Annotated in this window: 36 protein-coding genes; 4 read left to right on the top strand and 32 right to left on the bottom strand. The window is 55.7% G+C overall.

Annotated elements, in window-relative coordinates; all coding sequences use genetic code 11:
• Nucleotides 1–57: 57 nt before the first annotated feature.
• The 5 genes from rplO to GOW16_RS21260 form a co-directional block, all read right to left on the bottom strand.
• Nucleotides 58–531 (bottom strand): 50S ribosomal protein L15, encoded by a 474-nt coding sequence (gene rplO, locus GOW16_RS21280; protein WP_170419387.1) that lies wholly within the window; start codon nt 529–531, stop codon nt 58–60.
• Nucleotides 532–673: 142 nt separating this feature from the next.
• Nucleotides 674–1,534 (bottom strand): hypothetical protein, encoded by an 861-nt coding sequence (locus GOW16_RS21275; protein WP_368039950.1) that lies wholly within the window; start codon nt 1,532–1,534, stop codon nt 674–676.
• Between the two features lie 178 nt (nt 1,535–1,712).
• Nucleotides 1,713–1,928, bottom strand: a complete 216-nt coding sequence (locus GOW16_RS21270; protein WP_170419385.1) for a DUF1127 domain-containing protein — start codon at nt 1,926–1,928, stop codon at nt 1,713–1,715.
• A 209-nt stretch (nt 1,929–2,137) separates the two neighbouring features.
• Nucleotides 2,138–2,587: a hypothetical protein gene (locus GOW16_RS21265; protein ID WP_170419383.1), complete on the bottom strand. Its 450-nt coding sequence runs from the start codon at nt 2,585–2,587 to the stop codon at nt 2,138–2,140.
• A gap of 21 nt (nt 2,588–2,608) precedes the next feature.
• A complete protein-coding gene (locus GOW16_RS21260) occupies nt 2,609–2,977 on the bottom strand; it encodes an antibiotic biosynthesis monooxygenase family protein (RefSeq protein ID WP_170419381.1) in 369 nt (122 codons plus the stop codon).
• A gap of 77 nt (nt 2,978–3,054) precedes the next feature.
• On the opposite strand from GOW16_RS21260, the gene GOW16_RS21255 reads away from it, so the two are divergent.
• A complete protein-coding gene (locus GOW16_RS21255) occupies nt 3,055–3,486 on the top strand; it encodes a MarR family winged helix-turn-helix transcriptional regulator (protein ID WP_170419380.1) in 432 nt (143 codons plus the stop codon).
• Between the two features lie 99 nt (nt 3,487–3,585).
• Here the strand turns inward: GOW16_RS21255 and rpmD are convergent, their stop codons facing one another.
• The 13 genes from rpmD to GOW16_RS21190 all read right to left on the bottom strand — a co-directional run bounded on the left by rpmD (nt 3,586) and on the right by GOW16_RS21190 (nt 9,415).
• Complete coding sequence (gene rpmD, locus GOW16_RS21250) at nt 3,586–3,774, bottom strand: 50S ribosomal protein L30 (RefSeq protein WP_008757946.1); 189 nt, start codon at nt 3,772–3,774, stop codon at nt 3,586–3,588.
• 12 nt (nt 3,775–3,786) lie between these two features.
• Nucleotides 3,787–4,356, bottom strand: coding sequence for a 30S ribosomal protein S5 (gene rpsE / locus GOW16_RS21245; protein ID WP_170419378.1), 570 nt, complete (start codon nt 4,354–4,356; stop codon nt 3,787–3,789).
• Between the two features lie 112 nt (nt 4,357–4,468).
• Nucleotides 4,469–4,828 (bottom strand): 50S ribosomal protein L18, encoded by a 360-nt coding sequence (rplR, locus tag GOW16_RS21240; RefSeq protein ID WP_170356678.1) that lies wholly within the window; start codon nt 4,826–4,828, stop codon nt 4,469–4,471.
• Between the two features lie 11 nt (nt 4,829–4,839).
• Entirely contained in the window at nt 4,840–5,373 is a 534-nt protein-coding gene (gene rplF / locus GOW16_RS21235; RefSeq protein WP_010437101.1) for a 50S ribosomal protein L6, read from the bottom strand.
• Nucleotides 5,374–5,384: 11 nt separating this feature from the next.
• Entirely contained in the window at nt 5,385–5,777 is a 393-nt protein-coding gene (rpsH, locus tag GOW16_RS21230) for a 30S ribosomal protein S8 (protein WP_010437099.1), read from the bottom strand.
• Nucleotides 5,778–5,790: 13 nt separating this feature from the next.
• On the bottom strand, nt 5,791–6,096 hold the full coding sequence (gene rpsN, locus GOW16_RS21225; protein WP_010437098.1) for a 30S ribosomal protein S14: 306 nt from the start codon (nt 6,094–6,096) through the stop codon (nt 5,791–5,793).
• A 19-nt stretch (nt 6,097–6,115) separates the two neighbouring features.
• Nucleotides 6,116–6,676 carry a 50S ribosomal protein L5 gene (gene rplE, locus GOW16_RS21220; RefSeq protein ID WP_170419376.1) on the bottom strand — a complete coding sequence of 187 codons (561 nt, stop codon included), beginning with the start codon at nt 6,674–6,676 and terminating at the stop codon, nt 6,116–6,118.
• The gene (gene rplX / locus GOW16_RS21215) at nt 6,669–6,980 is read right to left on the bottom strand and encodes a 50S ribosomal protein L24 (protein WP_170419374.1); all 312 of its coding nucleotides are present in this window, start codon (nt 6,978–6,980) and stop codon (nt 6,669–6,671) included. Before rplX ends, rplE begins: the two co-directional genes overlap by 8 nt.
• A 2-nt stretch (nt 6,981–6,982) precedes the next feature.
• A complete protein-coding gene (rplN, locus tag GOW16_RS21210; protein ID WP_008757934.1) occupies nt 6,983–7,351 on the bottom strand; it encodes a 50S ribosomal protein L14 in 369 nt (122 codons plus the stop codon).
• A gap of 76 nt (nt 7,352–7,427) precedes the next feature.
• On the bottom strand, nt 7,428–7,658 hold the full coding sequence (gene rpsQ / locus GOW16_RS21205) for a 30S ribosomal protein S17 (protein WP_039538279.1): 231 nt from the start codon (nt 7,656–7,658) through the stop codon (nt 7,428–7,430).
• 4 nt (nt 7,659–7,662) lie between these two features.
• The gene (rpmC, locus tag GOW16_RS21200; protein WP_037311745.1) at nt 7,663–7,869 is read right to left on the bottom strand and encodes a 50S ribosomal protein L29; all 207 of its coding nucleotides are present in this window, start codon (nt 7,867–7,869) and stop codon (nt 7,663–7,665) included.
• 215 nt (nt 7,870–8,084) lie between these two features.
• Nucleotides 8,085–8,576, bottom strand: a complete 492-nt coding sequence (locus GOW16_RS21195; RefSeq protein ID WP_170419372.1) for a hypothetical protein — start codon at nt 8,574–8,576, stop codon at nt 8,085–8,087.
• A gap of 218 nt (nt 8,577–8,794) precedes the next feature.
• Nucleotides 8,795–9,415 carry a 2OG-Fe(II) oxygenase family protein gene (locus GOW16_RS21190; RefSeq protein WP_170419370.1) on the bottom strand — a complete coding sequence of 207 codons (621 nt, stop codon included), beginning with the start codon at nt 9,413–9,415 and terminating at the stop codon, nt 8,795–8,797.
• A gap of 81 nt (nt 9,416–9,496) precedes the next feature.
• Here GOW16_RS21190 and GOW16_RS21185 point away from each other — a divergent pair, with 81 nt between their 5' ends.
• Complete coding sequence (locus GOW16_RS21185; RefSeq protein ID WP_170419368.1) at nt 9,497–10,411, top strand: DUF1194 domain-containing protein; 915 nt, start codon at nt 9,497–9,499, stop codon at nt 10,409–10,411.
• Nucleotides 10,412–10,517: 106 nt separating this feature from the next.
• Here the strand turns inward: GOW16_RS21185 and rplP are convergent, their stop codons facing one another.
• The 8 genes from rplP to GOW16_RS21145 form a co-directional block, all read right to left on the bottom strand.
• Nucleotides 10,518–10,931, bottom strand: a complete 414-nt coding sequence (gene rplP, locus GOW16_RS21180; RefSeq protein ID WP_058283513.1) for a 50S ribosomal protein L16 — start codon at nt 10,929–10,931, stop codon at nt 10,518–10,520.
• Nucleotides 10,932–10,943: 12 nt separating this feature from the next.
• On the bottom strand, nt 10,944–11,654 hold the full coding sequence (gene rpsC / locus GOW16_RS21175) for a 30S ribosomal protein S3 (RefSeq protein ID WP_170419366.1): 711 nt from the start codon (nt 11,652–11,654) through the stop codon (nt 10,944–10,946).
• Nucleotides 11,654–12,034 (bottom strand): 50S ribosomal protein L22, encoded by a 381-nt coding sequence (gene rplV, locus GOW16_RS21170; protein WP_039538267.1) that lies wholly within the window; start codon nt 12,032–12,034, stop codon nt 11,654–11,656. The genes rpsC and rplV overlap by 1 nt, the downstream gene beginning before the upstream one ends.
• A 3-nt stretch (nt 12,035–12,037) precedes the next feature.
• Nucleotides 12,038–12,316 carry a 30S ribosomal protein S19 gene (gene rpsS / locus GOW16_RS21165; protein ID WP_005980699.1) on the bottom strand — a complete coding sequence of 93 codons (279 nt, stop codon included), beginning with the start codon at nt 12,314–12,316 and terminating at the stop codon, nt 12,038–12,040.
• A gap of 3 nt (nt 12,317–12,319) precedes the next feature.
• Nucleotides 12,320–13,162, bottom strand: coding sequence for a 50S ribosomal protein L2 (rplB, locus tag GOW16_RS21160; RefSeq protein WP_008757664.1), 843 nt, complete (start codon nt 13,160–13,162; stop codon nt 12,320–12,322).
• Between the two features lie 227 nt (nt 13,163–13,389).
• A complete protein-coding gene (locus GOW16_RS21155; RefSeq protein WP_170419364.1) occupies nt 13,390–14,577 on the bottom strand; it encodes an AIPR family protein in 1,188 nt (395 codons plus the stop codon).
• 332 nt (nt 14,578–14,909) lie between these two features.
• On the bottom strand, nt 14,910–15,542 hold the full coding sequence (locus tag GOW16_RS21150) for a hypothetical protein (protein WP_170419362.1): 633 nt from the start codon (nt 15,540–15,542) through the stop codon (nt 14,910–14,912).
• Between the two features lie 85 nt (nt 15,543–15,627).
• Nucleotides 15,628–16,209: a YceI family protein gene (locus tag GOW16_RS21145; RefSeq protein ID WP_170419360.1), complete on the bottom strand. Its 582-nt coding sequence runs from the start codon at nt 16,207–16,209 to the stop codon at nt 15,628–15,630.
• Between the two features lie 149 nt (nt 16,210–16,358).
• Between GOW16_RS21145 and GOW16_RS21140 the strand changes: the two genes are divergently transcribed.
• Nucleotides 16,359–16,754: a MarR family winged helix-turn-helix transcriptional regulator gene (locus GOW16_RS21140; protein WP_254429866.1), complete on the top strand. Its 396-nt coding sequence runs from the start codon at nt 16,359–16,361 to the stop codon at nt 16,752–16,754.
• A gap of 195 nt (nt 16,755–16,949) precedes the next feature.
• On the opposite strand, the gene GOW16_RS21135 is transcribed toward GOW16_RS21140, so the two are convergent.
• From GOW16_RS21135 to rpsJ, 6 genes are all read right to left on the bottom strand, one after another.
• On the bottom strand, nt 16,950–17,984 hold the full coding sequence (locus tag GOW16_RS21135) for a fatty acid desaturase (RefSeq protein WP_170419356.1): 1,035 nt from the start codon (nt 17,982–17,984) through the stop codon (nt 16,950–16,952).
• A gap of 272 nt (nt 17,985–18,256) precedes the next feature.
• Nucleotides 18,257–19,264, bottom strand: a complete 1,008-nt coding sequence (locus tag GOW16_RS21130) for an aldose epimerase family protein (protein ID WP_170419354.1) — start codon at nt 19,262–19,264, stop codon at nt 18,257–18,259.
• 134 nt (nt 19,265–19,398) lie between these two features.
• Nucleotides 19,399–19,695 (bottom strand): 50S ribosomal protein L23, encoded by a 297-nt coding sequence (locus tag GOW16_RS21125; RefSeq protein ID WP_058272362.1) that lies wholly within the window; start codon nt 19,693–19,695, stop codon nt 19,399–19,401.
• Nucleotides 19,692–20,309, bottom strand: a complete 618-nt coding sequence (gene rplD / locus GOW16_RS21120; protein ID WP_010437039.1) for a 50S ribosomal protein L4 — start codon at nt 20,307–20,309, stop codon at nt 19,692–19,694. Before rplD ends, GOW16_RS21125 begins: the two co-directional genes overlap by 4 nt.
• Nucleotides 20,306–21,031 carry a 50S ribosomal protein L3 gene (gene rplC, locus GOW16_RS21115; protein ID WP_117872221.1) on the bottom strand — a complete coding sequence of 242 codons (726 nt, stop codon included), beginning with the start codon at nt 21,029–21,031 and terminating at the stop codon, nt 20,306–20,308. The genes rplD and rplC overlap by 4 nt, the downstream gene beginning before the upstream one ends.
• Before the next feature lie 18 nt (nt 21,032–21,049).
• Nucleotides 21,050–21,364: a 30S ribosomal protein S10 gene (gene rpsJ / locus GOW16_RS21110; protein ID WP_008756422.1), complete on the bottom strand. Its 315-nt coding sequence runs from the start codon at nt 21,362–21,364 to the stop codon at nt 21,050–21,052.
• Nucleotides 21,365–21,592: 228 nt separating this feature from the next.
• On the opposite strand from rpsJ, the gene GOW16_RS21105 reads away from it, so the two are divergent.
• Complete coding sequence (locus tag GOW16_RS21105; protein WP_170419352.1) at nt 21,593–22,048, top strand: hypothetical protein; 456 nt, start codon at nt 21,593–21,595, stop codon at nt 22,046–22,048.
• The last annotated feature ends 172 nt before the right edge of the window (nt 22,049–22,220 follow it).

Raw genomic sequence — 22,220 nt, 5'->3', positions numbered from 1 at the left:
GGCGTCTTGGAAAACTCTGAGGTCTATGTAAGCGGGTCTGCGCCCGCTCACAAGCGCTTACTCTGCCGCAGCAGCTTTTGTGACCTTAAGTGAGCCGCCCGCTTTCTCAACTGCTTCTACAGCAGATTTCGAAGCACCGGTGACTTCCAGATTCACTTTCGCGCTGATTTCGCCTTTGGCCAGAACGCGGATACCGTCCAGTTTGCGACGGACCAGACCGGATGCAACCAGTGCATCTTCGGTGATCGCAGCCTTGGTATCCAGTTTGCCGGCGTCGACGAATTTCTGGATCAGGCCCAGGTTGACAACGGCGAATTCCTTGCGGTTCGGCTTGTTGAACCCACGCTTGGGCAGGCGTTGGTACAGCGGCATCTGGCCGCCTTCGTAGCCATTGATGGCCACACCCGAACGGGATTTCTGGCCTTTGATACCACGGCCACCCATTTTACCTTTGCCGGAACCGGGACCACGGCCAACGCGAGTGCGTTTCGGTGTGGCGCCGGGATTGTCGCGCAATTCGTGCAGTTTCATTTCGCTTCTCCTAAGCCGGAAATGACCCCCGAAGCGTGATGGGTCAGACACGGCATTTCTTGGTTTTGATTCGTATGGCGCAAAGCCACCGCAGGCGTATAGGACTGTTGGGGCAAGTTGGCAAGCCCGCAGCCCCTACACGTCATTCGTCGGGTGGATCGATGCGGTCGTCTGCTGCGGCTTTCACCCGCAAGGGCGCTGCATGCGGGTCGATACCATGCTTTTCGACCAACCGGCCAACCATGCTTTCGGGATGCGGAATGCCATTGAACCGATTGTGGATGAATGAACGCATGCGGCGGCCGTAAAAGTGGATCGACATGGTGTTCTCGGTCAGGAACCTCTCGGCATTTCCGTTGGATCGTACCATTGCCCGCCGATCCCTGAACGTTACAGGGTATAAAACCTCTTGCGGCTGGGAAAACCGATCCTCTTTGTTTTGTCGCAAAAGCCAGGTCAGGGCGCGCGGCCCCCAAATCCCCCACGGCATATCGCTTGCGTGCGGCGTATCGCCGTTCAATGCCATGTCAATCAGCGGTCGCCGTTGCTTGGGCGACAGCCAATGCGGAATGCGATACGGGTGATTGGTGTAGTCGATCAAGTCATATAGCGTCGCGCTGTCACGGGGCAAAGCCAACACGCCACCGTTGATTTCATGCGCAGCCAGCCAACCATGCAAGTGACCATTTTCAGTTGTAAACGGCTTGACACAATACGCGTCGGTATCGGCCCAGATGATGTCCGGCACTTTCGCCAGCATCTGCACACGAAACTTGTCGGAATGCAGCGCGGGACTGCCTGTGCGTTTGTGCAGGATCACCTCTTCATCCGGCAGCACGTCGCGCGCGTCGCACACTTCAACACCATCGGGGATGTTTGTGACCGGCCCGTAAGTATAAAGGCGAACATGCTGACCGACATCCAGAAAAGATTTGATACATAACTGCTCGAGAAAGCTGAGGGGGCCTTCAATCCATAGCATGCCAACCTGATACTCTTTCACTGGATCTGACCCTTCGCACTGTTCCCAATAACGGCTCCGACAGGCGCCTTACGGCGTGTTTGGCTCATTTCCCGCTAGGTCGCAACGGTCGGCGCGAAATTCCTGTCGATTGTGCCAAGGGCACCCCAGAATCAAAAGAGACGCCCGCAGGCGTCTCTTGGTCAGGTCATAGGTGAGTTCACGAACAATAAACGTGATCCCGAACGATGTCCTTGATATCGCAGCGGCGAACGCCGATGTCGTTCAGTTCACGGTCCGTCAGACTCTGCAATTCTGAGTAAGTCTGATTAAACTGAGCACGCAGGGCATTTGCCTCTTTGATACGCTCGAAGAAGTTCACGATGCGGGCGCTCAGGCCAAAACCTTCGCGGGAATATGTTGCTGTGTGAGCCATGATTTGCTTCCTTTCTCTGCCCGGGGCGAATTCCCCGGATACTGTTTGCGTTCCTTGTTTGGACAGGGCTGAGATAGGTTCAGGCGATAACGCTAACAACCGAAGTTTCGGTCTAGCCGATATGCGTCTATTGAATAGCTGAGCGGCCAGATGCGCCTTCAGAAATCAACCGCACAGAGTCAGCCGACTGCAGCAAGCAAGTGCTGCTTTCACCTCTTTCGCGCATGTCTCTTACGGGCGGTCATAGCGCGACCATCACGAATACTCAGACCCATCAGTGTCAAATTGGTTGCCCCAGCGATCAGTTCGACGACCTGCACGGCATAAAAGCTGAGGTCAAAGGACCCAGCGCTTGCCTTCGCATTCAGGTAGATCGCGGCGGGAACAAGGATCAGCAAGCCATTCATGGCAATGATCGGCATCCGTTTCTTCTTGGCAAGCGCCGGCGCATCCTTGCGCCGACGCCCAAGCGTCATGCCTGATGCACCCACGATCACCATTGCGGGTACAAGAATGAAAAGCCCACTGACAATCATCGACTTCACCGCAGCGACGGTCGCGTGGGTTGAGAACAACTCGCTGTACAAGGTGGATGTCCAGAATACGAGGATTGTCAAAAACCCAATTACTCCGGCGATGGGGTGGATTGCTCGTAACATGTGGCTACTCCGGTTTTTGCATCAGGCGACGCAGTGGTTTTCGACCGCTATCTTTCGAAGAAGATGTGGGCGCGCCACGGCGCTTTCAGGATAGTCGGCGATCCGACGCTGGAACTCGGGATGGGTGAAGGCGGCGCGGAAACTTTTGACGTCCTGCCAGATCGCGTAATTCACGAAGGTCGAACTGCCGGCGATGCCCTGATGGAGTTGGGTCGAAATGTATCCCGGCTGGGATTTCATAAAGTCCGCATCATGCGCCCAGGCCTTTAGCAGCGCCTCTTCGTCGTTCGCGTCCACCGTAAACAGGTTGATCAGCACCACCGGGCCTTCGTCGACCTGCATCTGATCTGCGAGGGTGACGATTCTGTCCAACTCTTCAATTCCAGCCATTTCGATTCCTTTCCATTCTTTTGTATAGCTTGCTATATATTATTGAATAGCATGCTATTCAAGTGCTATTCTGCGATATGGAATTCGAAAAAGAAAACTCGGCCGGTTATCTGGTCAATCACATGGCGCGGCTGTTTGCGAAAGAGCTGCAGAACCGCATTGCGCCTTTGGGCATCGTTGTCGGGCAATTCCCGATCTTGCTGGAGCTTTGGGTGAAAGACGGGGTGACGCAAAGGGATCTGCTGGGCAAAATTGACGTCGAGCAGGCAACGCTGGCCAACACGCTCAACCGTATGGAGCGCGACGGCCTGATAAAACGAACAAAAAGCCCGACTGACGCCCGAGCCCAATTGATCTGGTTAACCGACAAGGCGGCCGCTCTTCGAGACAGCGCCTATGAGGCCGCGCAAAACGTGAATGCCGAGGCTCTGCAGGTTTTGAGTACACCCGAACGCGCGCAGTTCATGGACTATATGCGCTTGGTTATCAAAGGCATGCGTTCAGGTTGAGTGCGCGCCTTTGACTGCGGGCAAAATGCTAGACAGACCCACATAAAAAACGCCCCCGAAGTAATCGGAGGCGTTTGCAATCTTTTGAAGAATTGGCGATTAGCCGCGCTCTTCGATGATCTCAACCAGATGCGGGATCTTGTTGACCATGCCGCGGACCGAAGGAGTATCCTCCAGCTCACGGGTCTTGTGCATCTTGTTCAGGCCCAGTCCGATCAGGGTTGCGCGCTGTTCTGCGGGGCGGCGGATCGGCGAGCCGATCTGCTTGACGACGATGGTTTTTGCCATGGGTCGCTCTCCTTATGCTTCTGCTTCAGCAGCAGCCGGTGCTTCGTCCCGCTTGGGCAGGATGTCGGCAACCTTCTTGCCACGACGCTGTGCAACCGAACGCGGGCTCTGCTCTTTTTGCAGGCCGTTGATGGTGGCACGGATCATGTTGTACGGGTTCTGCGAGCCCAGCGACTTGGAAACAACGTCCTTGACGCCCAGCATTTCGAACACGGCACGCATCGGACCACCGGCGATGATACCAGTACCTTCAGGTGCTGTGCGCATAACCACTTTACCAGCGCCGTGACGGCCCTCGATGTCGTGGTGCAGGGTACGACCTTCGCGCAGTTGCACGCGGATCATCTGACGCTTGGCTTGTTCGGTCGCCTTGCGGATGGCTTCAGGTACTTCTTTCGCTTTACCTTTGCCAAATCCGACGCGGCCTTTCTGATCGCCGACAACCACCAGAGCGGCGAAGCCAAAGCGCTTGCCACCTTTTACGGTTTTCGACACGCGGTTGATTGCGACCAGGCGATCTGCAAATTCCGGTGCTTCTTCACGGTCGCGGCCACGGCCCCGACGGTTTTCACGTTCTGCCATCTTGGCATCCCTTTTACTGTGGCGCTCGGCGCCGTTTGTTCAATCCAAGTGAGCCCCGACTGTTGTCAGGGCCCCCGGATCATCGGGGCAGCCGCAAAGCTGCCCGCAAGTCTTAGATCTTCAGACCACCTTCACGCGCGGCGTCGGCAACTGCCTTCACCTTGCCGTGGAACAGGAAGCCACCACGATCGAAATAGGCCTCTTCGACGCCTGCCTTCTTGGCACGCTCGGCGATGGCCGCGCCCACTTTTGTGGCCGCTTCGACGTTGTTCTTGCCAACAACACCCAGATCTTTTTCCAGGGTCGAGGCTGCAGCCAGGGTCACGCCACGAACGTCGTCGATCAGCTGAACGCTGATGTTCTTGTTCGAACGGTGAACCGACAGGCGTACACGGCCCGCGTTGACTTTGCGAAGTTTGTTCCGAACGCGCAGGCGGCGCTTCAGAAACAGGGTTCTTTTGCTGTTTGCCATTGTTTGCGTCCTTACTTCTTCTTGCCTTCCTTGCGGAAGATGAATTCGCCCTTATAGCGGATGCCTTTGCCCTTATAGGGCTCGGGACGGCGCCATTCGCGGATTTTGGCCGCGACTTCGCCCACCTGCTGCTGGTCGATACCTTCCACAACGATCTCGGTCTGCTTCGGCGCGGTGATGGTGACACCTTCCGGAGCAGTGAAATCAACATCGTGGCTGTAGCCCAGGTTCAACTTCAGGGTGTTGCCCTGCATCTGAGCCCGGTAACCAACACCCTGGATCTCCAGCTCTTTTTTGAAGCCGTTGGTGACGCCTTCAACCAGATTGGCAACCATAGTGCGGCTCATGCCCCACTGCTGGCGCGCGCGCTTGGACATCCCACGGGGGTTGATCTGCACAACGTTGTCTTCGACCGACAGCGTTACGTCATCAGTCGCGGTGAAGCTGCGGGTGCCTTTCGGACCTTTGACTTCGATGGTCTGACCCGACACAGAGGCGGAAACGCCGCTGGGCAGCTCGACCGGTTTTTTACCAATACGAGACATTGCAGACCTCCTTAGAAGACGGTGCAGAGCACTTCGCCACCAACATTGTTGGAGCGAGCGTTTGCGTCCGACATCACACCTTTCGGAGTGCTGACAATCGACACGCCCAGACCCTGACGGACCTGCGGGATGTCATTGACGCCCATGTATACGCGGCGACCGGGCTTCGAGACCCGCTTCAGTTCGCGAATAACAGGGGTGCCTTCGTAGTATTTCAGGCTGATTTCGATGGCCGGATGACCGTTTTCACCGGTCGTCGCTTCGTAGCCACGGATGTAACCTTCGTCCGCCAGCACATCCAGGACCCAACCGCGCAGCTTGGAAGCCGGGGTGGAAACAGTGGACTTGCCGCGCATTTGCGCGTTGCGGATACGGGTGAGCATATCGCCGATAGGATCATTCATATCTATGTCTCCCTTACCAGCTCGATTTCACCATGCCGGGGATCTGACCAGCAGAACCCAGCTCGCGCAGCGCGATACGGCTGACCTTCAGCTTACGGTAGTAAGCGTGGGGACGACCGGTCAGCTGACAGCGGTTGTGCAGACGGGTAGCCGAGCTGTTGCGCGGCAGTTTCGCCAGTTTCAGACGCGCTTTGAAACGCTCTTCCATCGGCTTGCTCTCGTCATTCGCGATTTCTTTCAGCTCGGCACGCTTTGCGGCATATTTGGCCACCAGGCGTTCGCGCTTCTTTTCGCGTTCGATCATTGCTTTTTTAGCCATGTCTCAATCCTCCCGGCGCTTACGCGTTGAACGGCATGTTGAAAGCTTTCAACAGTGCCTTTGCTTCAGCGTCGGTTTTCGCTGTGGTGGCAATTACGATGTCCATGCCCCAGACTTCGTCGACTTTGTCGAAATCGATTTCCGGGAACACGATGTGCTCTTTCATGCCCATGGCAAAGTTGCCCTGACCATCGAAAGACGGCTTCACACCGCGGAAGTCACGAACGCGCGGCAGCGCGATAGTGATCAGACGATCCAGGAATTCGTACATCCGGTCACCGCGCAGGGTTACTTTCGCACCCAGCGGCATGTCTTCACGGACGCGGAAACCCGCGATCGACTTTTTCGCCTTGGTTGCAACGGCCTTTTGACCGGCAATCGCAGTCAGATCCTCGACAGCAGCTTTTGCTTTCTTCGAATCTTTGACCGCCTCGGCACCACAACCGATGTTCAGAACGATTTTTTCCAGCTTGGGCAGCTGCATGTCGTTCTTGTAGCCGAACTCTTCTTTCAGAGCGGCACGGATGGTTTCAGCGTACTGAGCTTTCAGACGCGGGGTGTAGGTTGCGTTATCAAGCATCGATCACGTCCCCCGTGGTCTTGGCGAAGCGCACTTTCTTGTCACCTTCCATGCGGAAGCCAACGCGGGTTGCTTTGCCGTTCTTGTCCAGCAGAGCCAGGTTCGACAGTTCAACCGGGTTTGCCTGAGGCAGGCGACCACCTTGCGAGTTCTGGGTCTGGCGGGTGTGACGGATGGCGATGTTGATACCATCGACAACAGCTTTACCGGCTTTCGGGTCAACCGAGGTGATAGTACCCTCTTTGCCCTTGTCCTTGCCGGCCAGCACGACGACCTTGTCGCCTTTGCGGAGTTTAGCAGCCATGATTACAGCACCTCCGGAGCCAGCGAGATGATTTTCATGAAGTTCTTGCCGCGCAGTTCACGAACAACCGGGCCAAAGATACGGGTACCTACGGGCTCGTTGTTGTTGTTCAGGATGACGGCGGCGTTGCGATCGAAACGGATCGCGGTGCCGTCTTCGCGACGAACTTCTTTGGCGGTGCGTACGACGACGGCCTTGCGGACGTCACCTTTCTTTACGCGGCCGCGTGGGATGGCTTCCTTCACCGAGACGACAATGATGTCGCCGACGGAGGCGTATTTACGCTTGGAACCACCCAGGACCTTGATGCACTGAACTCGGCGAGCGCCGGAGTTGTCAGCGACATCCAGATTGGTCTGCATCTGGATCATGTGGTTTCTCCCGACCTGTGGGGGCTGGTCTCGTTAGATCCCCCAGGGTTTCGACAAATGGAAAAATCCCGGAAGCTTACGCTTCCAGAACTTCCCAACGTTTCGTCTTCGATTTCGGTGCGCATTCGATGATGCGTACGGTGTCACCGACCTTGAAGGCGTTCTTCTCGTCGTGAGCCCGGTATTTCTTGGACTTACGAACGGTTTTGTGCAGCAGCGGGTGCTTGAAGCGGCGTTCAACCGAAACGGTCACGGTCTGCTCGTTGGCGTCGCTGGTTACGATTCCGGACAGGATACGCTTGGGCATCTGATTACTCCTCGGATGCCGCAGCAGCGGCCTTTTCGTTCAGAATGGTTTTGACGCGGGCAGCGTTGCGGCGGGCCGCTTTGATGCCAGCGGTGCTTTCCAGCTGACCGGTTGCCTGTTGAAAGCGCAGGTTAAAGCTTTCTTTCTTCAGGTTAGCCAGTTCCTCGCGGAGCTGGTCCGGGGTCTTGTCACGCAGTTCTTGGGCGTTCATCGCCTTTTTCCTTTGCTCAAAACACCAGAAGGCCCCTTACAGGGTCACCTTTGACCTGGTGGATGAATGATAGACATACGAATCGCCCGACAACGCCGGGAGATCGCAGGATGCCGCCGTATAAGGGTTTAGGGGGTGGGTGGCAAGAGGAAGTTTAGGCGGCTAATGCCCCGGACTGCGTGCGCAGCAGAAATGAAAACGGATCACGACAATGCTCATCCCTTTTCCCGACTAATGGCTTCAATGCGATCAAACGGTTTATCCCAAACCACACCAGAATTGAGCAAGGAGCCCCCTCTTCTTAGAACCAGCCTTAAGTCTGGAGAATACAGAACCTTCATTGAAGATTCTTTAGATCCCGATAGCCGCTCACGCACTAGAACCTCCCAGACTTTGTATTTGCAATCTCCAATTCTTTCTATGCGGTTCTTTTGGAACTCGACAAAGACGCTCCCCTTATCCGGAACACCATCTCCAGATCTCACACTAAATTCGGAACTCCAAGTTTTTTCATTGTTCAAATTGTCCAGCATTTCGAATTCACGTTCGTAATCGCGCTGAGGATTTACTGCACTTGTTTTCGCAAAGAAAGCTTCGCCGAATAGCATAGGGTGCGGGTAGTGCCAGATCAGAATAGGTTTGCGAGTTCTCTTGTTTATACGCCTATCGATGATACCGTCTGCCCCCGGCAATAGTTCTACAACCACCCGTGATCCATTGCTGAACAAAGAGATACCCTTTCCGGAATCGCTCTTGGTCGGGCACTCTGCAAACGAAGACTGAGCTATCAAGCAAATCAGCGATGAAATTAACAGAGTTCTCAAATATTCACCTCTTCCAAGTATCTCGTAAAGTTTGCCGCAATCCCTACGTCTCTGGGGAAAAACTACCCATCCGATAGCGAACCGCCTCTAATATCGAAGCCTCACTCCCACTTGTAGTTGAAGCTAACACTGATCCGCTCTTCTTCGGCCATGTTCATCGGCACCTCGTGGCGCAACCAGCTTTCCCAAAGCAGGACATCGCCCACCTGCGGCTTCATATAAATGAACGGCTGCAAGTCCCGCCGCCCGCCCTTTAGACGCGTTGGTGCAGCCATCATACGGCCTGAGCGAGGGTCTTCCAGTTTCAGCGCGCTCGCCCCCTCGGGCATCGTCACATAGGTTGTGCCCGAGATTACGCTGTGCGGGTGCAAGTGGCTGGAGTGCATGCCGCCTTCGGGCAGGATGTTGATCCAGATGTCTTCCAGCTTCAGCTCACCCTCGCCCAGATCAAACTCCAGATCTTTGGCAAAGGCCGCGACGTGCTGGTCCAACGCCGCGACCAGATCGGCGAAGATCGGAAAGCGCCAGGGCAGATCGGTCAACGAGGCATAGCTGGTATAACCCGGATAGCCGTTTTCTTCGCACCATTCCTGCCCGGCCTCATCATCCTCGGCGATAACAAGGCAGGAGTTTTCCAATTCCTCCGCGTCGATCTTGGGATCGAACTCGGACAAAGCGGCGCGATAAAGACGGGTAACGAAGAGCGATTCAATCTGTGCCATGTCCCGGCTATAGCTCAGCCGGGGCAGGAGGGCGAGACCAGCCGACTTAGAAAATCGCGCTGTCGGGTGTGTTTCAGAAGAGTGCAGCCTAGTCTAGTGGTTTGGGATCATCAGGCTCAGGATCGCGAACGTGACCAACCCGATGTGCTGCTTGGCCTTCTGGGCCATGATCCCGAGCAGGCCGTCCAGGTAAATCCGGATCCATTCAACCTGTCCAAATGTGGGTTGAATGGCTTCTGTTTACTTTTCGCCATACCGGCAACCAAAACCGGTCTCGATGAATTGAATTGCCGATCACAGCGGCCACTGCTAGCGTCTTTCCCTGTGAAAGCTCTGGTTCTATCACTTTTTATCACGCTTGTGCCGCTGGGGTCCCGTGCGTGTGAAGTTGCGCTGGTTGTTGCGCTCGACGTATCGCGCTCGGTAGACAAGTTCGAATATGTTCTGATGCGAAATGGCATCGGCCACGCTTTTCTGGATGACGAAATCATTCGCTTGATTTCTTGGATGCCCGGCGGCATGCAGGTCACCGTAACGCAGTGGGGTGGTTCCGGTCAGCAGCGCCAGCCCATCGCCTGGCGTCGATTGTCCAACCGGCAAAGCGTCATCGAATTTGTCGAAGATTTGATAACGATCAATCGTGGTTTCTGGATGGCTGAAACATCCGTTTCCGAGGCCCTGCTTCATGCCGATCTGATGTTTCATCAGCTTGAAAATCCCTGTCGCCGTCAGGTGATTGATGTGTCAGGCGACGGGATCTCGAACGCCGGACCCGAGGCCAAACCGATCTCGGACACGATTGCCACGCGGGGGATCACCATAAATGGTTTGGTCGTCGCAGGGGCCCGCCCTGATCCGGTGGTCTACTACCTGTCCGAGGTTGTCCGCGGGCCTCTTTCGTTTGTGGAAGTAACGCATAGCTATGATGACTACGACCAAGCAATGAAGCGGAAATTGCTGCGAGAGCTTACGCCGAATCTGTCGCGTCTCGACTGAGGCACGCGGTGGCGCGCCTGAAGCCAGATGATCGCCAACAAGAAAACCCCCGCCGGTTTCCCGACGGGGGTCATTCTTGTCACGAACGGGGTCGCCCCCGGGTCGCTTACCAGTCTTCGCGAACCACGACGCGAGTCTTGATCGGCAGCTTCATCGCAGCCAGGCGCAGGGCCTCGCGGGCGATGTCGTCATTGACGCCATCGATCTCGAACATCACGCGGCCAGGCTTGACTTTGCATGCCCAGCGGTCGACCGAACCTTTACCTTTACCCATACGAACTTCGATCGGCTTTGCAGTGACCGGAGTGTCGGGGAAGATGCGGATCCAGACACGACCCTGACGCTTCATGTGACGCGTCATGGCACGACGTGCAGCTTCGATCTGGCGTGCAGTTACACGCTCAGGCTCAAGAGCTTTCAGGCCGTAGGTGCCAAAGTTCAGATCAGAGCCGCCCTTGGCGAGACCCTTGATCCGGCCTTTGTGCATCTTGCGGAATTTAGTACGCTTTGGTTGAAGCATATCTTTCCCTCCTTAGCGACGACCGCCACCAGCACCACGAGGTGCAGGGCCGTCCTGGAGTTCCTGTGCTTTACGGTCACGTGCCTGCGGATCGTGCTCCATGATCTCACCTTTGAAGATCCAGACCTTGATCCCGATGATCCCGTAAGGAGTCATCGCTTCGGCATGTGCGTAATCGATGTCGGCACGCAGGGTGTGCAGAGGCACGCGGCCTTCGCGGTACCACTCGGTCCGTGCGATTTCGGCGCCGCCCAGACGACCAGCGACGTTCACCCGGATACCCAGGGCGCCCATGCGCATGGCGTTCTGAACCGAGCGCTTCATGGCGCGACGGAACGAAACACGACGTTCCAGCTGCTGAGCGATGGATTCGGCAACCAGCTGCGCGTCAAGCTCGGGCTTGCGCACTTCGACGATGTTCAAGTGCAGTTCGCTGTCAGTCATACGAGCAAGCTTTTTGCGCAGAACTTCGATGTCTGCACCTTTCTTGCCGATGATGACACCGGGACGTGCAGTGTGGATCGTAACGCGGCACTTCTTGTGCGGACGTTCAATGATCACACGGGCGATGCCGGCCTGCTTGCACTCTTTGTTGATGAACTCACGGATCTTGAGGTCTTCCAGCAGAAGATCACCGTAGTCCTTGGTGTCGGCGTACCAGCGGCTGTCCCAGGTGCGGTTGACCTGCAGGCGCATGCCGATCGGATTTACTTTATGACCCATTAGGCTTGCTCCTCAACTTGACGCACCTTGATGGTGATCTCCGAGAACGGCTTCATGATCTTGCCGAAACGGCCACGGGCACGCGGACGACCGCGCTTCATGACCAGGTTCTTGCCAACCCATGCTTCGGCGACGATCAGCTCGTCAACGTCCAGGTTGTGGTTGTTTTCGGCATTCGCGATTGCGGACTGCAGGCACTTCTTGACGTCCTGCGCGACACGCTTGTTCGAGAAAGTCAGGTCGGTCAGAGCCTTCTCAACTTTCTTGCCGCGGATCATTTGCGCAACCAGGTTCAGTTTCTGCGGGCTGGTGCGAAGCATGCGGGTTTTCGCCATTGCTTCGTTTTCAGCCACGCGGCGGGGGTTCTTTTCCTTGCCCATGACTTACTTCCGCTTCGCTTTTTTGTCTGCGGCGTGGCCATAATAGGTCCGGGTCGGCGAGTATTCACCGAACTTCTGACCGATCATGTCTTCCGAGACGTTGACGGGAATGTGCTTCTGGCCGTTGTACACACCAAAGGTCAGACCCACGAACTGGGGCAGAATGGTGGAACGACGCGACCAGATTTTGATGACTTCGTTGCGGCCCGACTCGCGCGCTGCTTCGGCTTTTTTCAGCACGTAAGCATCGACGAAAGGACCCTTCCAAACAGAGCGAGACATAGATTAACGTCCCTTCTTCTTGGCGTGCCGCGAGCGGATGATCAGCTTCTGGGACGCTTTGTTCTTGTTGCGGGTACGCTTACCCTTGGTGTCCTTACCCCAAGGAGTAACCGGCGTACGGCCACCCGAGGTACGACCTTCACCACCACCATGCGGGTGATCGATCGGGTTCATTGCAACACCACGAACCGACGGGCGCACGCCTTTGTGGCGCATACGACCGGCTTTACCGAGGTTTTGGTTGCTGTTGTCGGGGTTGGACACGGCACCAACGGTGGCCATGCATTCCTGACGGACCATGCGCAGTTCGCCCGAGCTCAGACGGATCTGAGCGTAGCCGCCATCGCGACCAACGAACTGAGCGTAAGTACCGGCCGCACGTGCGATCTGACCGCCTTTGCCAGGCTTCATCTCGATGTTGTGGACGATGGTACCAATGGGCATGCCCGAGAACGGCATTGCGTTGCCCGGCTTGATGTCGGCCTTGGCGGATGCCACGACTTTGTCACCAACAGCCAGACGCTGCGGAGCCAGGATATATGCCTGCTCGCCGTCTTCGTATTTTACCAGTGCGATGAATGCGGTCCGGTTCGGGTCATATTCGATCCGCTCGACGGTTGCCGCGACATCAAATTTGTTCCGTTTGAAGTCAACGATCCGGTAGAGACGCTTTGCGCCACCGCCGCGGCGGCGTGAAGTGATCCGTCCGGTGTTGTTCCGGCCGCCCGATTTGGTCAAACCCTCTGTGAGAGACTTGACCGGACGTCCTTTCCAAAGCTCCGAACGGTCGATCAGCACCAGCCCGCGCTGGCCCGGCGTCGTCGGCTTGTACGACTTGAGTGCCATGCTTTCTGTCTTCCGTTTAGCAAGTGCGAGGATGTTCCCCGCTATGTGATAGGCCCCCGTAGGTGCCAAGGGTATAGGGCCCCGAAGGTCCCCGGTTACAAATATCAGAGGCCCCGGAACGAATCCGGGGCCGCAAGATTGGGAGCATGTAGCAGTGTTGGGGGTGGGTGTCCATGGGGTATAGACTGAATTTTCGATGTTTGGCGGACGCGTGCGTCCGCCAATAGTTAGGCAATGGATGCCTTGCGCTGCAAATCTCGCTTCGCAACGATATTGTGGAGGTTAGCCCAATGCGGTCGGCTCTTGCCTACCGACTGCGGATTTCGACCAAGAGAATTACTCATCTCATGAGTCGATTTCAGCAGTGTCACAGCATCATCGTCCCAAGCGCCAAGGATGCCATCAAAACCATCCCGCCACTTCATTTCGCCAGAGAACCGATCTTGCACCACAAACCAACGAAACGATGCCAGTATCGGATATAGAGCACCGTTAACCATACGGTACTCTGATTTCTGGCCTGTGAAAGGAAACTCCCAAACACCCTTTGACTTCTTTTCAGAGAATGCCAAGTGCCCCGCTTTCCCACCGTCGATATTCTCATTCCAAATGTGATAGTAGTCACGACGTATTATGTCGTGCAGACGCAGGATGTCTTTGAGAATTGGGCGCATCAGTTTAAAGCTGGCTGGATTTTGCTCAAATGACTTGAGAGCAACCGATTTTTTCTCGTAGCCATAAACTGGGTGTTCGTCACCATCGTTTGGGTGCAAACTCACGTTGAACATTGCCATCAGACTCACTAAGTCGCGGGCGTCATATTCGCCTGGATCATTCTCGGACCATGCGATTTTGCCAAAGTAAGATTTCGACTTGATTTCGTCTTTTATCCACTGGAAAGCATTAGCCAAATTGTCTAAGCTCATATCTTGCACCTGAACCGAAGTATTCAGGCCACCTGCAATATCCGGTATCCACACCTCAGGTACACCAACACGAACTTCTACAGTGACGTATTGATCTTCAGGCAAGTCGGCACTCGACTGGGCGTCAGTAATTATTGTGTATGTGTGCCCACCATCCACAATACCATGAACACCATTAACCATTGATATTTCATAAGTGTCTTTGGCTACCGTTTGAACACTCTGAGCAACAATAGTGATGCCTTTGTTTTTAAGATGGAAGGTGCCAGGCTCGCAGTCTTGATTAAAAAGACTTGCCTTTACTTTCTGATACACTCGTTTGCTGGTTTTGGGCCGGCGAGCATTGGGATCGAGTTTGATACCTTTCGGTAGGTTCTTAACCGGCACAACGAATATGTGCCGTTCGAGGCCAAACTCATCTTTGAAGTTGGGATCAGGGATGCGACGCGCAAGCGGGACGACAATTGTCGCCTTGTTGGTATTGGTCATACCAAGTCTCCTATATTGATGCAGTCTCCGACTGCTCATTTCGAACTGCCGTGCCGCCATCCGGCGACCGACATCATCAGATTACACACAAGGATCACACAGTCAATCTTTTGAATGTGATCAATTGGTCATGCTTAGTCCCCACCGCCGTGTTTAACCCGGCGCGGGACAAGGCCGAAGGCCGCCGCGCCAGCGACTGCCCGTCCCGGCGGGCCGGCGCTTTGGGGACGTTTGCGTCTCACTAGGAGTTCGGATGTATTTGGCACCATAAACTGCGCTGATAAGCCGTTGCCGCGCCATCCCACGGGCAATCACTGGCGCGGCTTGTGCCCCTATCCGAGGGACCGCCTGCGGCACAGCGGCTCGGACTCCACCGCAATCCGCTGCTTGAGTTTGATATGGCCCAACACCTCGCGAAAGGCACGATGTTTGGGTTTGCCCTCCAGATAATCCACCAGTTTAAGCAGGTTGATCGGGTGCTTTGCAATCAGCGCCTCGATCCGCTGCACCGCGTCGTCCAGCGTGTAGTGATCCACGTACTGGCAGGCCACCTGCGTGGGCGTCAGCAAACAGTAGTCCTGCGGGCGTTTGTCAGTGTATCGCGTGATGTCGAAGGGCGATGCACCGAGGGCATGGAACTTGGGGATGTGCACGCGCATATCGGCCTCGGCGTGCTCCAGCACGGTGCCGGATATCTGACGAAACCCAAGCGGCCCAAGCTTTCCGATCACATGCTTGCGCATCGCCGGAGAGATCATGTCCACATCCGCCCGGTCGTATTTCAGGTCATCGAACACCGATAACAGCCCAAGCCGTTCATCAGCGATCTGAAAATACGGCTCGGCGCTGAACGCCCGCATCTGTTCCAGCACCTGCACACGAACAGTCGCAGGGTCAGAAACGAAGTCGGCCCCGGCGGGTTGAACCTCCGAGGCCGTGAATAGTTGCAGCAAGCGGCGGATCAAAGGCCTGTCCTCACGTCGATTGAGTTACCCTCTTCCACAGTAAACTATGCTGAATCGACGTCCTTCCGATGGCCCAGCTACGATTTCACCCGTCCGCCTTCATCTCGGTATCAATCATGATGGATATCGGTCCGGTCGAGAACGGACCGACACCGAATTCCGTATGATCAATCTCTCCGGTCGCCGAGAAAGCAACCCAATCTCCTTTGTAATACTCGATAGCGCCACCCAAAGGATGCTCGCCCTGATGGGTCAGCGTGGCCTGCAGGGTTACGGGCTTGGTCACGCCATGGATGGTCAGATCTCCGGTCACATCCGCCGTTGTATCGCCGGTCCGTTTGATTTCGGTGCTTACGAAGGTGATCTCGGGATAGGTTTCAACCTCGAAGAAATCCGCAGATTTGAGGTGGTCATCCAGAGGTCCAAATCCCGAAGCCAAACTGTTGGCATCAATCGTCACACTCAACGCCGAAGCTTCCACATCATCGGCATTCAGATCCAACGTGCCGTCTACTTTGGTAAACTCGCCTGTTTGGTTCGAGACACCTGCGTGACTCCAACCGAACCGGACTTCGGTATGCCCCTGATCGGTCTTATAGGTCTGCGCGAGTGCAGGTGTCACTGCAACGGTCAAAGCAGCGGCGGCAATCATAGACTTTAAGGTCATGGTGGTATTCCTTTTATCCGAAAGGCACTGGAATGTAGATGAATTTTCATCTAATAAAATCGAGCCAAGACCGCAATCAGAAACAAGGCAAACACGAAGTTGTGAAGAACGATCTGCCAACAAAATTTGAGACAGAAATCTGGGTCGCAATGAACCGAGCCACCCGACGTATCCAGTCTGACATCGGCATGGCTTTGAAAAAAGCGGGCCTTCCACCGCTGAAATGGTACGATCTACTTTGGTCTCTCGAACGGCACGGGGGCCGATTGCGTCCGTATGAGCTTGCACAAGACACTATATTCGAACAGTCGAACCTCTCTCATTTGAGCAAGCGGCTCGCGGCAGAAGGCCTGGTGGAGTTCGTCGAATATGATAGTGACAGACGTGGAAAAGTTCTGAAAGTTACGGAAAAGGGCCGGGACTTGCGAAAACGCATGTGGTCCATCTACGGCCCTATGCTGCACGAAAGATTGCGCGCCTTTGGCAAAGTCGACGGATGGCAGGCATTCATCGAAGCGGAACAGGATCAGGCCAGTCCAGACTGAAGGGTCTCAGATAGCGTGCATAGGCCGGCACCGCATATTGGGGCACAAAAAACCCCGCTATCGCGGGGTCTTTTTCTCTCACCAAAGACGGGTTCGATCAGGGACCGGTAGACATGTCGATAGTGCTCCCCTCTTCCAGGTTACATGTGTTTTTTGCTCTTTTCCGACGGCCCAGCTGGCCGCAGATCCTACCCTTCACTCATAAAGCGCGCGGGCCTCGGCGAAGGACAATAGACGACGGCTTTGCTCGTCCCACAAGTGTAGGCGCGCGTTGGCGAGGCTCTCGCGGATCGTCATCCGGTTGCTGTTAGCCAGCTCATCATGATCGCGCAGCACCTCGGTCAGGCGGTAGAACGGAATGCGGCTGTACAGGTGGTGCACGTGGTGGATGCCGATATTGGCGCTGAACCACTGCAACAGGGACGGCAGGATGTAGTGTGAGCTTCCGTGCAAGGCGGCCTCGTGCAATTGCCAGTCCTCATCGGGATTCCAGTGCGTGTCCTCGAACTGATGCTGCACATAGAACAGCCATACTCCGGCAGTTGCGGCAATCAGGGTTGAGGGCAGAAAGATCAGCAGCACCGGCATCAGCCCGCCAAAGTAGTAGACCGCCAGAAGTGCGGCCAGAATGGCGACGTTGGTGCCCATCGCGCTAACCCAGAACCTGACGCTACCCGTCAGACCCAGCGGGAGGCGGTTCTGGAACAGGAACAGATAACCGGGGCCAAGGACAAACAGGGTGATAGGATTGCGATAAACGCGATACCAGAACCGGTTCATGGGCGTCTTGGATTGGTACTCAGCCACAGTCAGGGTGTGGATATCGCCCATCCCCCGTTTGTCCAAATTGCCCGAGCTGTTGTGATGGTTGGAATGCGTACGGCGCCAGACGTCATAGGGCGTCAGGGTCAGCACGCCGATCACCCGTCCAACCCAGTCGCTGACCGTCCGGTTCTTGAAGAACGCCCCGTGTCCGCAATCGTGTTGGATCGCAAACAGGCGCAGCAGGAAGGCCGCGTTGAGAACTGCGATCACAAATGCCAACCAATAGCTAATCGACAGCGACATCCAGGACAGCGTCCATAGCATGAAGAAGGGGATAATGCTGACGCCCAGCTCAAAGGAGCTGCGCCATTCGTTCGGCTCGCGGTATTTGGCAAGTGTTGTAACCCAATCCCGCGCAGCGGTCATATTTGGGTTGCCCCGGGTCGAAGGAATGGGTGTGGTCATGCGCCTGCCATGTCTTTTTTGTTTGTAGAAACCGCATAGCCTACCGCCGGGGCATAGCAAGCGAATTCTGGAAGAGGCGATGGCCTCACGCTCATTTTCTTTGATGTCGTTACTCAGGAAAGCCTCAGCTTTCGCAGGGGTCCTCATGGTTACCCATCGACGTATCCGATCAGAGATAGGTGCTCTGGCCGATGGTGTAACCCTCAACCTTGGTTAAATTTGCGTTATTGACGTCTGTCCGGTGGCCCAACTGGCGGCGGATCCGCTTGGCCTCAAACCTCGCCCTGGAACACATATCGTGAAACATGGCGATAGGTTTCACCGCTCCGCAATACCGCGTTGGGAAACCCTTTCTGATTGATTGAATCGGGCCAGACTTGTGGTTCCAGTGCGACGCCGGAAAAAGGTCCGTAGGGCTGGCCGCCCAAACCACTACGCAAACCTTCATCCAAAGACGCGCCTGAATAGACCTGCAAACCTGGCTCGGTCGTTTCCAGTTTCATCGAAAGACCGGACGGGCTGGTCAACGTCGCCACAGGACGGCAGGGCATGCGGTTTTCGGACAGGCAGAAATTGTGGTCATATGCCCAGTCCCCCAAAGGTCGTGGTAACCGCAGGTCCAAGGGCGTGCCCCCAACGCTGAGGGTATCGCCCGTGGGAATGAGGTCGTCGTCAACGGCGGTGAAGCGATCCGCATGTATTGTCAATTCGTGCTTGCGGATGTCTGAACCGCCGTCGAGGTCGAAATAGATATGCGGGGTCAGATTGCACAGGCTTGCCGACGTTGTACGCCCTTCCATTTCGACGCTCAGTGTGGCCTCCGCCTCGATCCGATAGGTCACTGTCACTGCCAAGTCGCCACCAAAGCCCATGTGACCATCCGGAAGGTTCAGCTTCAAAGTGACGGCTTCCGAAGTCACGCTGGTGATGTCCCAAACCATGCGGTCCGTACCCCACGCTCCGCCGTGCAAAGTGTGCGTACCCAAATAATTGCGATCAAGTTGATAGGTTGCGCCATCCAGACTGTATGTCGCGCGCGCGATCCGATTGGCGCAACGGCCAACCATAGCACCCAGATAAGCGGTACTGTCCTCATAGCTCCCGATTTTCGGCCAGCCCAAAATCAGCGGATGCCCACATTTCTGCAGACGCAGATCCTGCAGTGTCGCGCCGTAGGTCAGAATACGTGCAGAAAGCACCCCCTGCCCGATGTCGATGCTTTTGATGACTTGACCATCGCGGGTTGTCCCGAAGTCACGAACCTGCTGCCCAGCCTGCATATCAACCACCTCACTGCTCGTCGGTTACTGTGCATAGGATTGACCCATACACAACGTGACCGGACAAGCTATAGCCAACAAAAAAGGCCCCTGCGCTTGCAGGGGCCTTCGGTTCTCTCCAAAGACGGCTCCGATCAGAGACCGGTGCTCACGTCGATGGTGTTACCCTCTTCCAGGGTCACATATGCTTTTTTGACGTCCTTCCGCTTGCCCAGCTGGCCGCGGAACCGTTTGACCTTGCCTTTGGTGATGGTGGTGTTCACCGCCTTCACCTTGACACCAAACAGCGATTCAACCGCTTCTTTGATCTGCGGTTTGTTGCTGTCGATCGCCACTTCAAAGACAATCGCGCCGTTCTCAGACGCCATGGTCGACTTTTCGGTGATGATCGGCTTGCGGATCACGTCGTAGTGTTCTGCCTTCGCGCTCATTTCAGACGAGCCTCCAGTGCTTCGACAGCCGCTTTGGTGAGCACCAGAGTGTCACGCTTGAGGATGTCATAGACGTTTGCGCCCATCGACGGCAGGATATCCAGACCTTCGATGTTTTTGGACGCTTTCAGGAACCCTTCGTTCACGGTCGCGCCGTCGATGACCAGAGCGCGTTTCCAGCCCAGGTTTGCAACCTGTTTGGCCAGAGCGGCGGTCTTGCCTTCGGCTTCGGCGTTCTCGATCACGACCAGTTCACCTGCCTTGGCTTTGGCCGACAGAGCGTGGCGCAGGCCAAGCTTGCGGAACTTCTTCGGCAGGTCATGACCATGCGAACGCACGACGGGACCTTTGTAGATACCACCACCACGGAAGATCGGCGCGTTGCGGTCACCATGGCGTGCGCCACCGGTGCCCTTCTGGCGATAGATCTTCTTGGTCGAGTAGCTGGTTTCCGAGCGGGTCTTGACCTTGTGGGTGCCGGCCTGCGCATTGTTGCGCTGCCAACGGACCACACGGTGCAGGATGTCCGCGCGCGGCTCGAGGCCGAACAGGTCCGCATCCAGCTCGATGTTGCCGGCTTTGCCGCCGTCCAGTTTGATTACATCAAGTTTCATGCTTCACCACCTTCCGCGGGAGCTTCTTCCGCAGGTGCTTCGGTTGCAGCCGATTTCACAGCAGCCGGGAAAGGCAGGCCTTCCGGTGCTTTCTTTTTGACGGCGTCCTTGACGGTGACCCAGCCCGATTTCGGTCCGGGAACGGCGCCTTTGATGAAGACCAGACCACGGTCGGCGTCGGTTTTGACGACTTCCAGGTTCTGGGTGGTAACACGGGCAGCACCCATGTGACCGGCCATCTTCTTGCCTTTGAACACCTTGCCCGGGTCCTGACACTGACCGGTCGAACCGTGCGAACGGTGGCTGATCGAAACACCGTGCGAGGCGCGCAGACCACCGAAGTTGTGGCGCTTCATTGCACCGGCAAAGCCTTTACCGATCGAAGTACCCGAAACGTCAACTTTCTGACCTTCCAGGAAGTGTTCTGCCGAAATCTCGGCGCCCACTTCGATCAGGCCATCTTCGGAGACGCGGAACTCGGCCAGCTTACGCTTAGGCTCGACCTTTGCAGCGGCATAGTGACCGCGCATGGCCTTCGAGGTGCGTTTTGCTTTGGCAGCACCGGCGCCCAGCTGAACGGCGGTGTAGCCGTCTTTGTCAGCAGTACGCTGTGCAACGACCTGCAGGCCGTCCAGGTGAAGAACGGTCACAGGAATCTGCTTGCCGTCTTCCATGAACAGGCGGGTCATGCCAACTTTTTTTGCGATAATACCAGAGCGCATAATCTATACCCTCCGATCTTACGACTGCAGCTTGATCTCGACGTCCACACCAGCAGCGAGGTCGAGCTTCATCAGCGCGTCAACGGTCTGGGGGGTCGGATCAACGATGTCGAGCAGACGCTTGTGCGTACGGATCTCGAACTGGTCGCGGGATTTCTTGTCAACGTGAGGGCCACGGAGAACCGTGAACTTCTCGATCTTGTTCGGCAGCGGGATCGGGCCGCGCACGTTCGCGCCGGTCCGCTTGGCAGTGTTGACGATCTCTTGCGTGCTGGCATCCAGAACGCGATAGTCAAATGCCTTCAGCCGAATACGGATGTTTTGGCTTTGCATATTAACAGCCTTTTATCAGGCGTTGGGGTTGAGAGGAGGACAAGCGCGCATCGCCAACCCTCTTCGAACCCAAAAGGCGGGAATCACCCCGCCTTGACGTTCTTGATGAGAACTCGCGCGTATTAGTGGGGTTGATGAGGTTTGGCAAGGGGGTATTGCCCGCCTTTTCTCATAGCGACGACATAGCCACTATTCAACAAAGTTGCCATTCAAGTACGGGGTGAGATAGTGGCAAAATCATTCTGGCAGTTTTGGCTATTCTTGATACCTGGCGTCGCGGTATCTCATCTCATTTCCATTTTTTCCCATGATCTTATGGACATACCGCGAGGCGTGCCTTTCGGGCGTTTTGGTGTCGCGGGAACGGTTGCACAGATATCTTTGATGTTGTTACCGTTTGCGATCGGTGCATTCATGCCGGCTATATTGTATTTTAGGCGCTACGGAAAATACACTAGCGGTCGGCAGATTGTGACTTGTGCCACTATGATCGGCCTAATCGTTCTTGTGTTGACCTTGCTTTTCTTTGCGTTTAGTGGCGCATGGTTCGGCTTGCTGCAAGCACCCAATTTAATGACGTTGCTAATTTTCCTGTTTGCTCCCTGCCTTTCGGCTGCGATTTTGTTTTTGGTTGTATTCCCGACAACAATTTGGCTGATAATCTTATGGCGGAGCCTCGGTTAAACGGCACCTAAATGAAAAAGGCCGCCCCTTGTGGGACGGCCTTCTTTAGTTCAACCGAGTTGCTCTCGGCAGATTTTCCTTTGGAAAATCGCCTGCCGCAACCAGGCGCGGCAAGCGCGCCTTACTCGATGATTTTCGAGACAACGCCGGCGCCGACGGTGCGGCCGCCTTC

Source organism: Ruegeria atlantica, assembly GCF_013033965.1.
GTDB classification, from domain to species: Bacteria; Pseudomonadota; Alphaproteobacteria; order Rhodobacterales; family Rhodobacteraceae; genus Ruegeria; species Ruegeria atlantica_D.
Note: the sequence above shows the minus strand (reverse complement) of the source record. Positions and strands in the feature narration are given on the sequence as shown.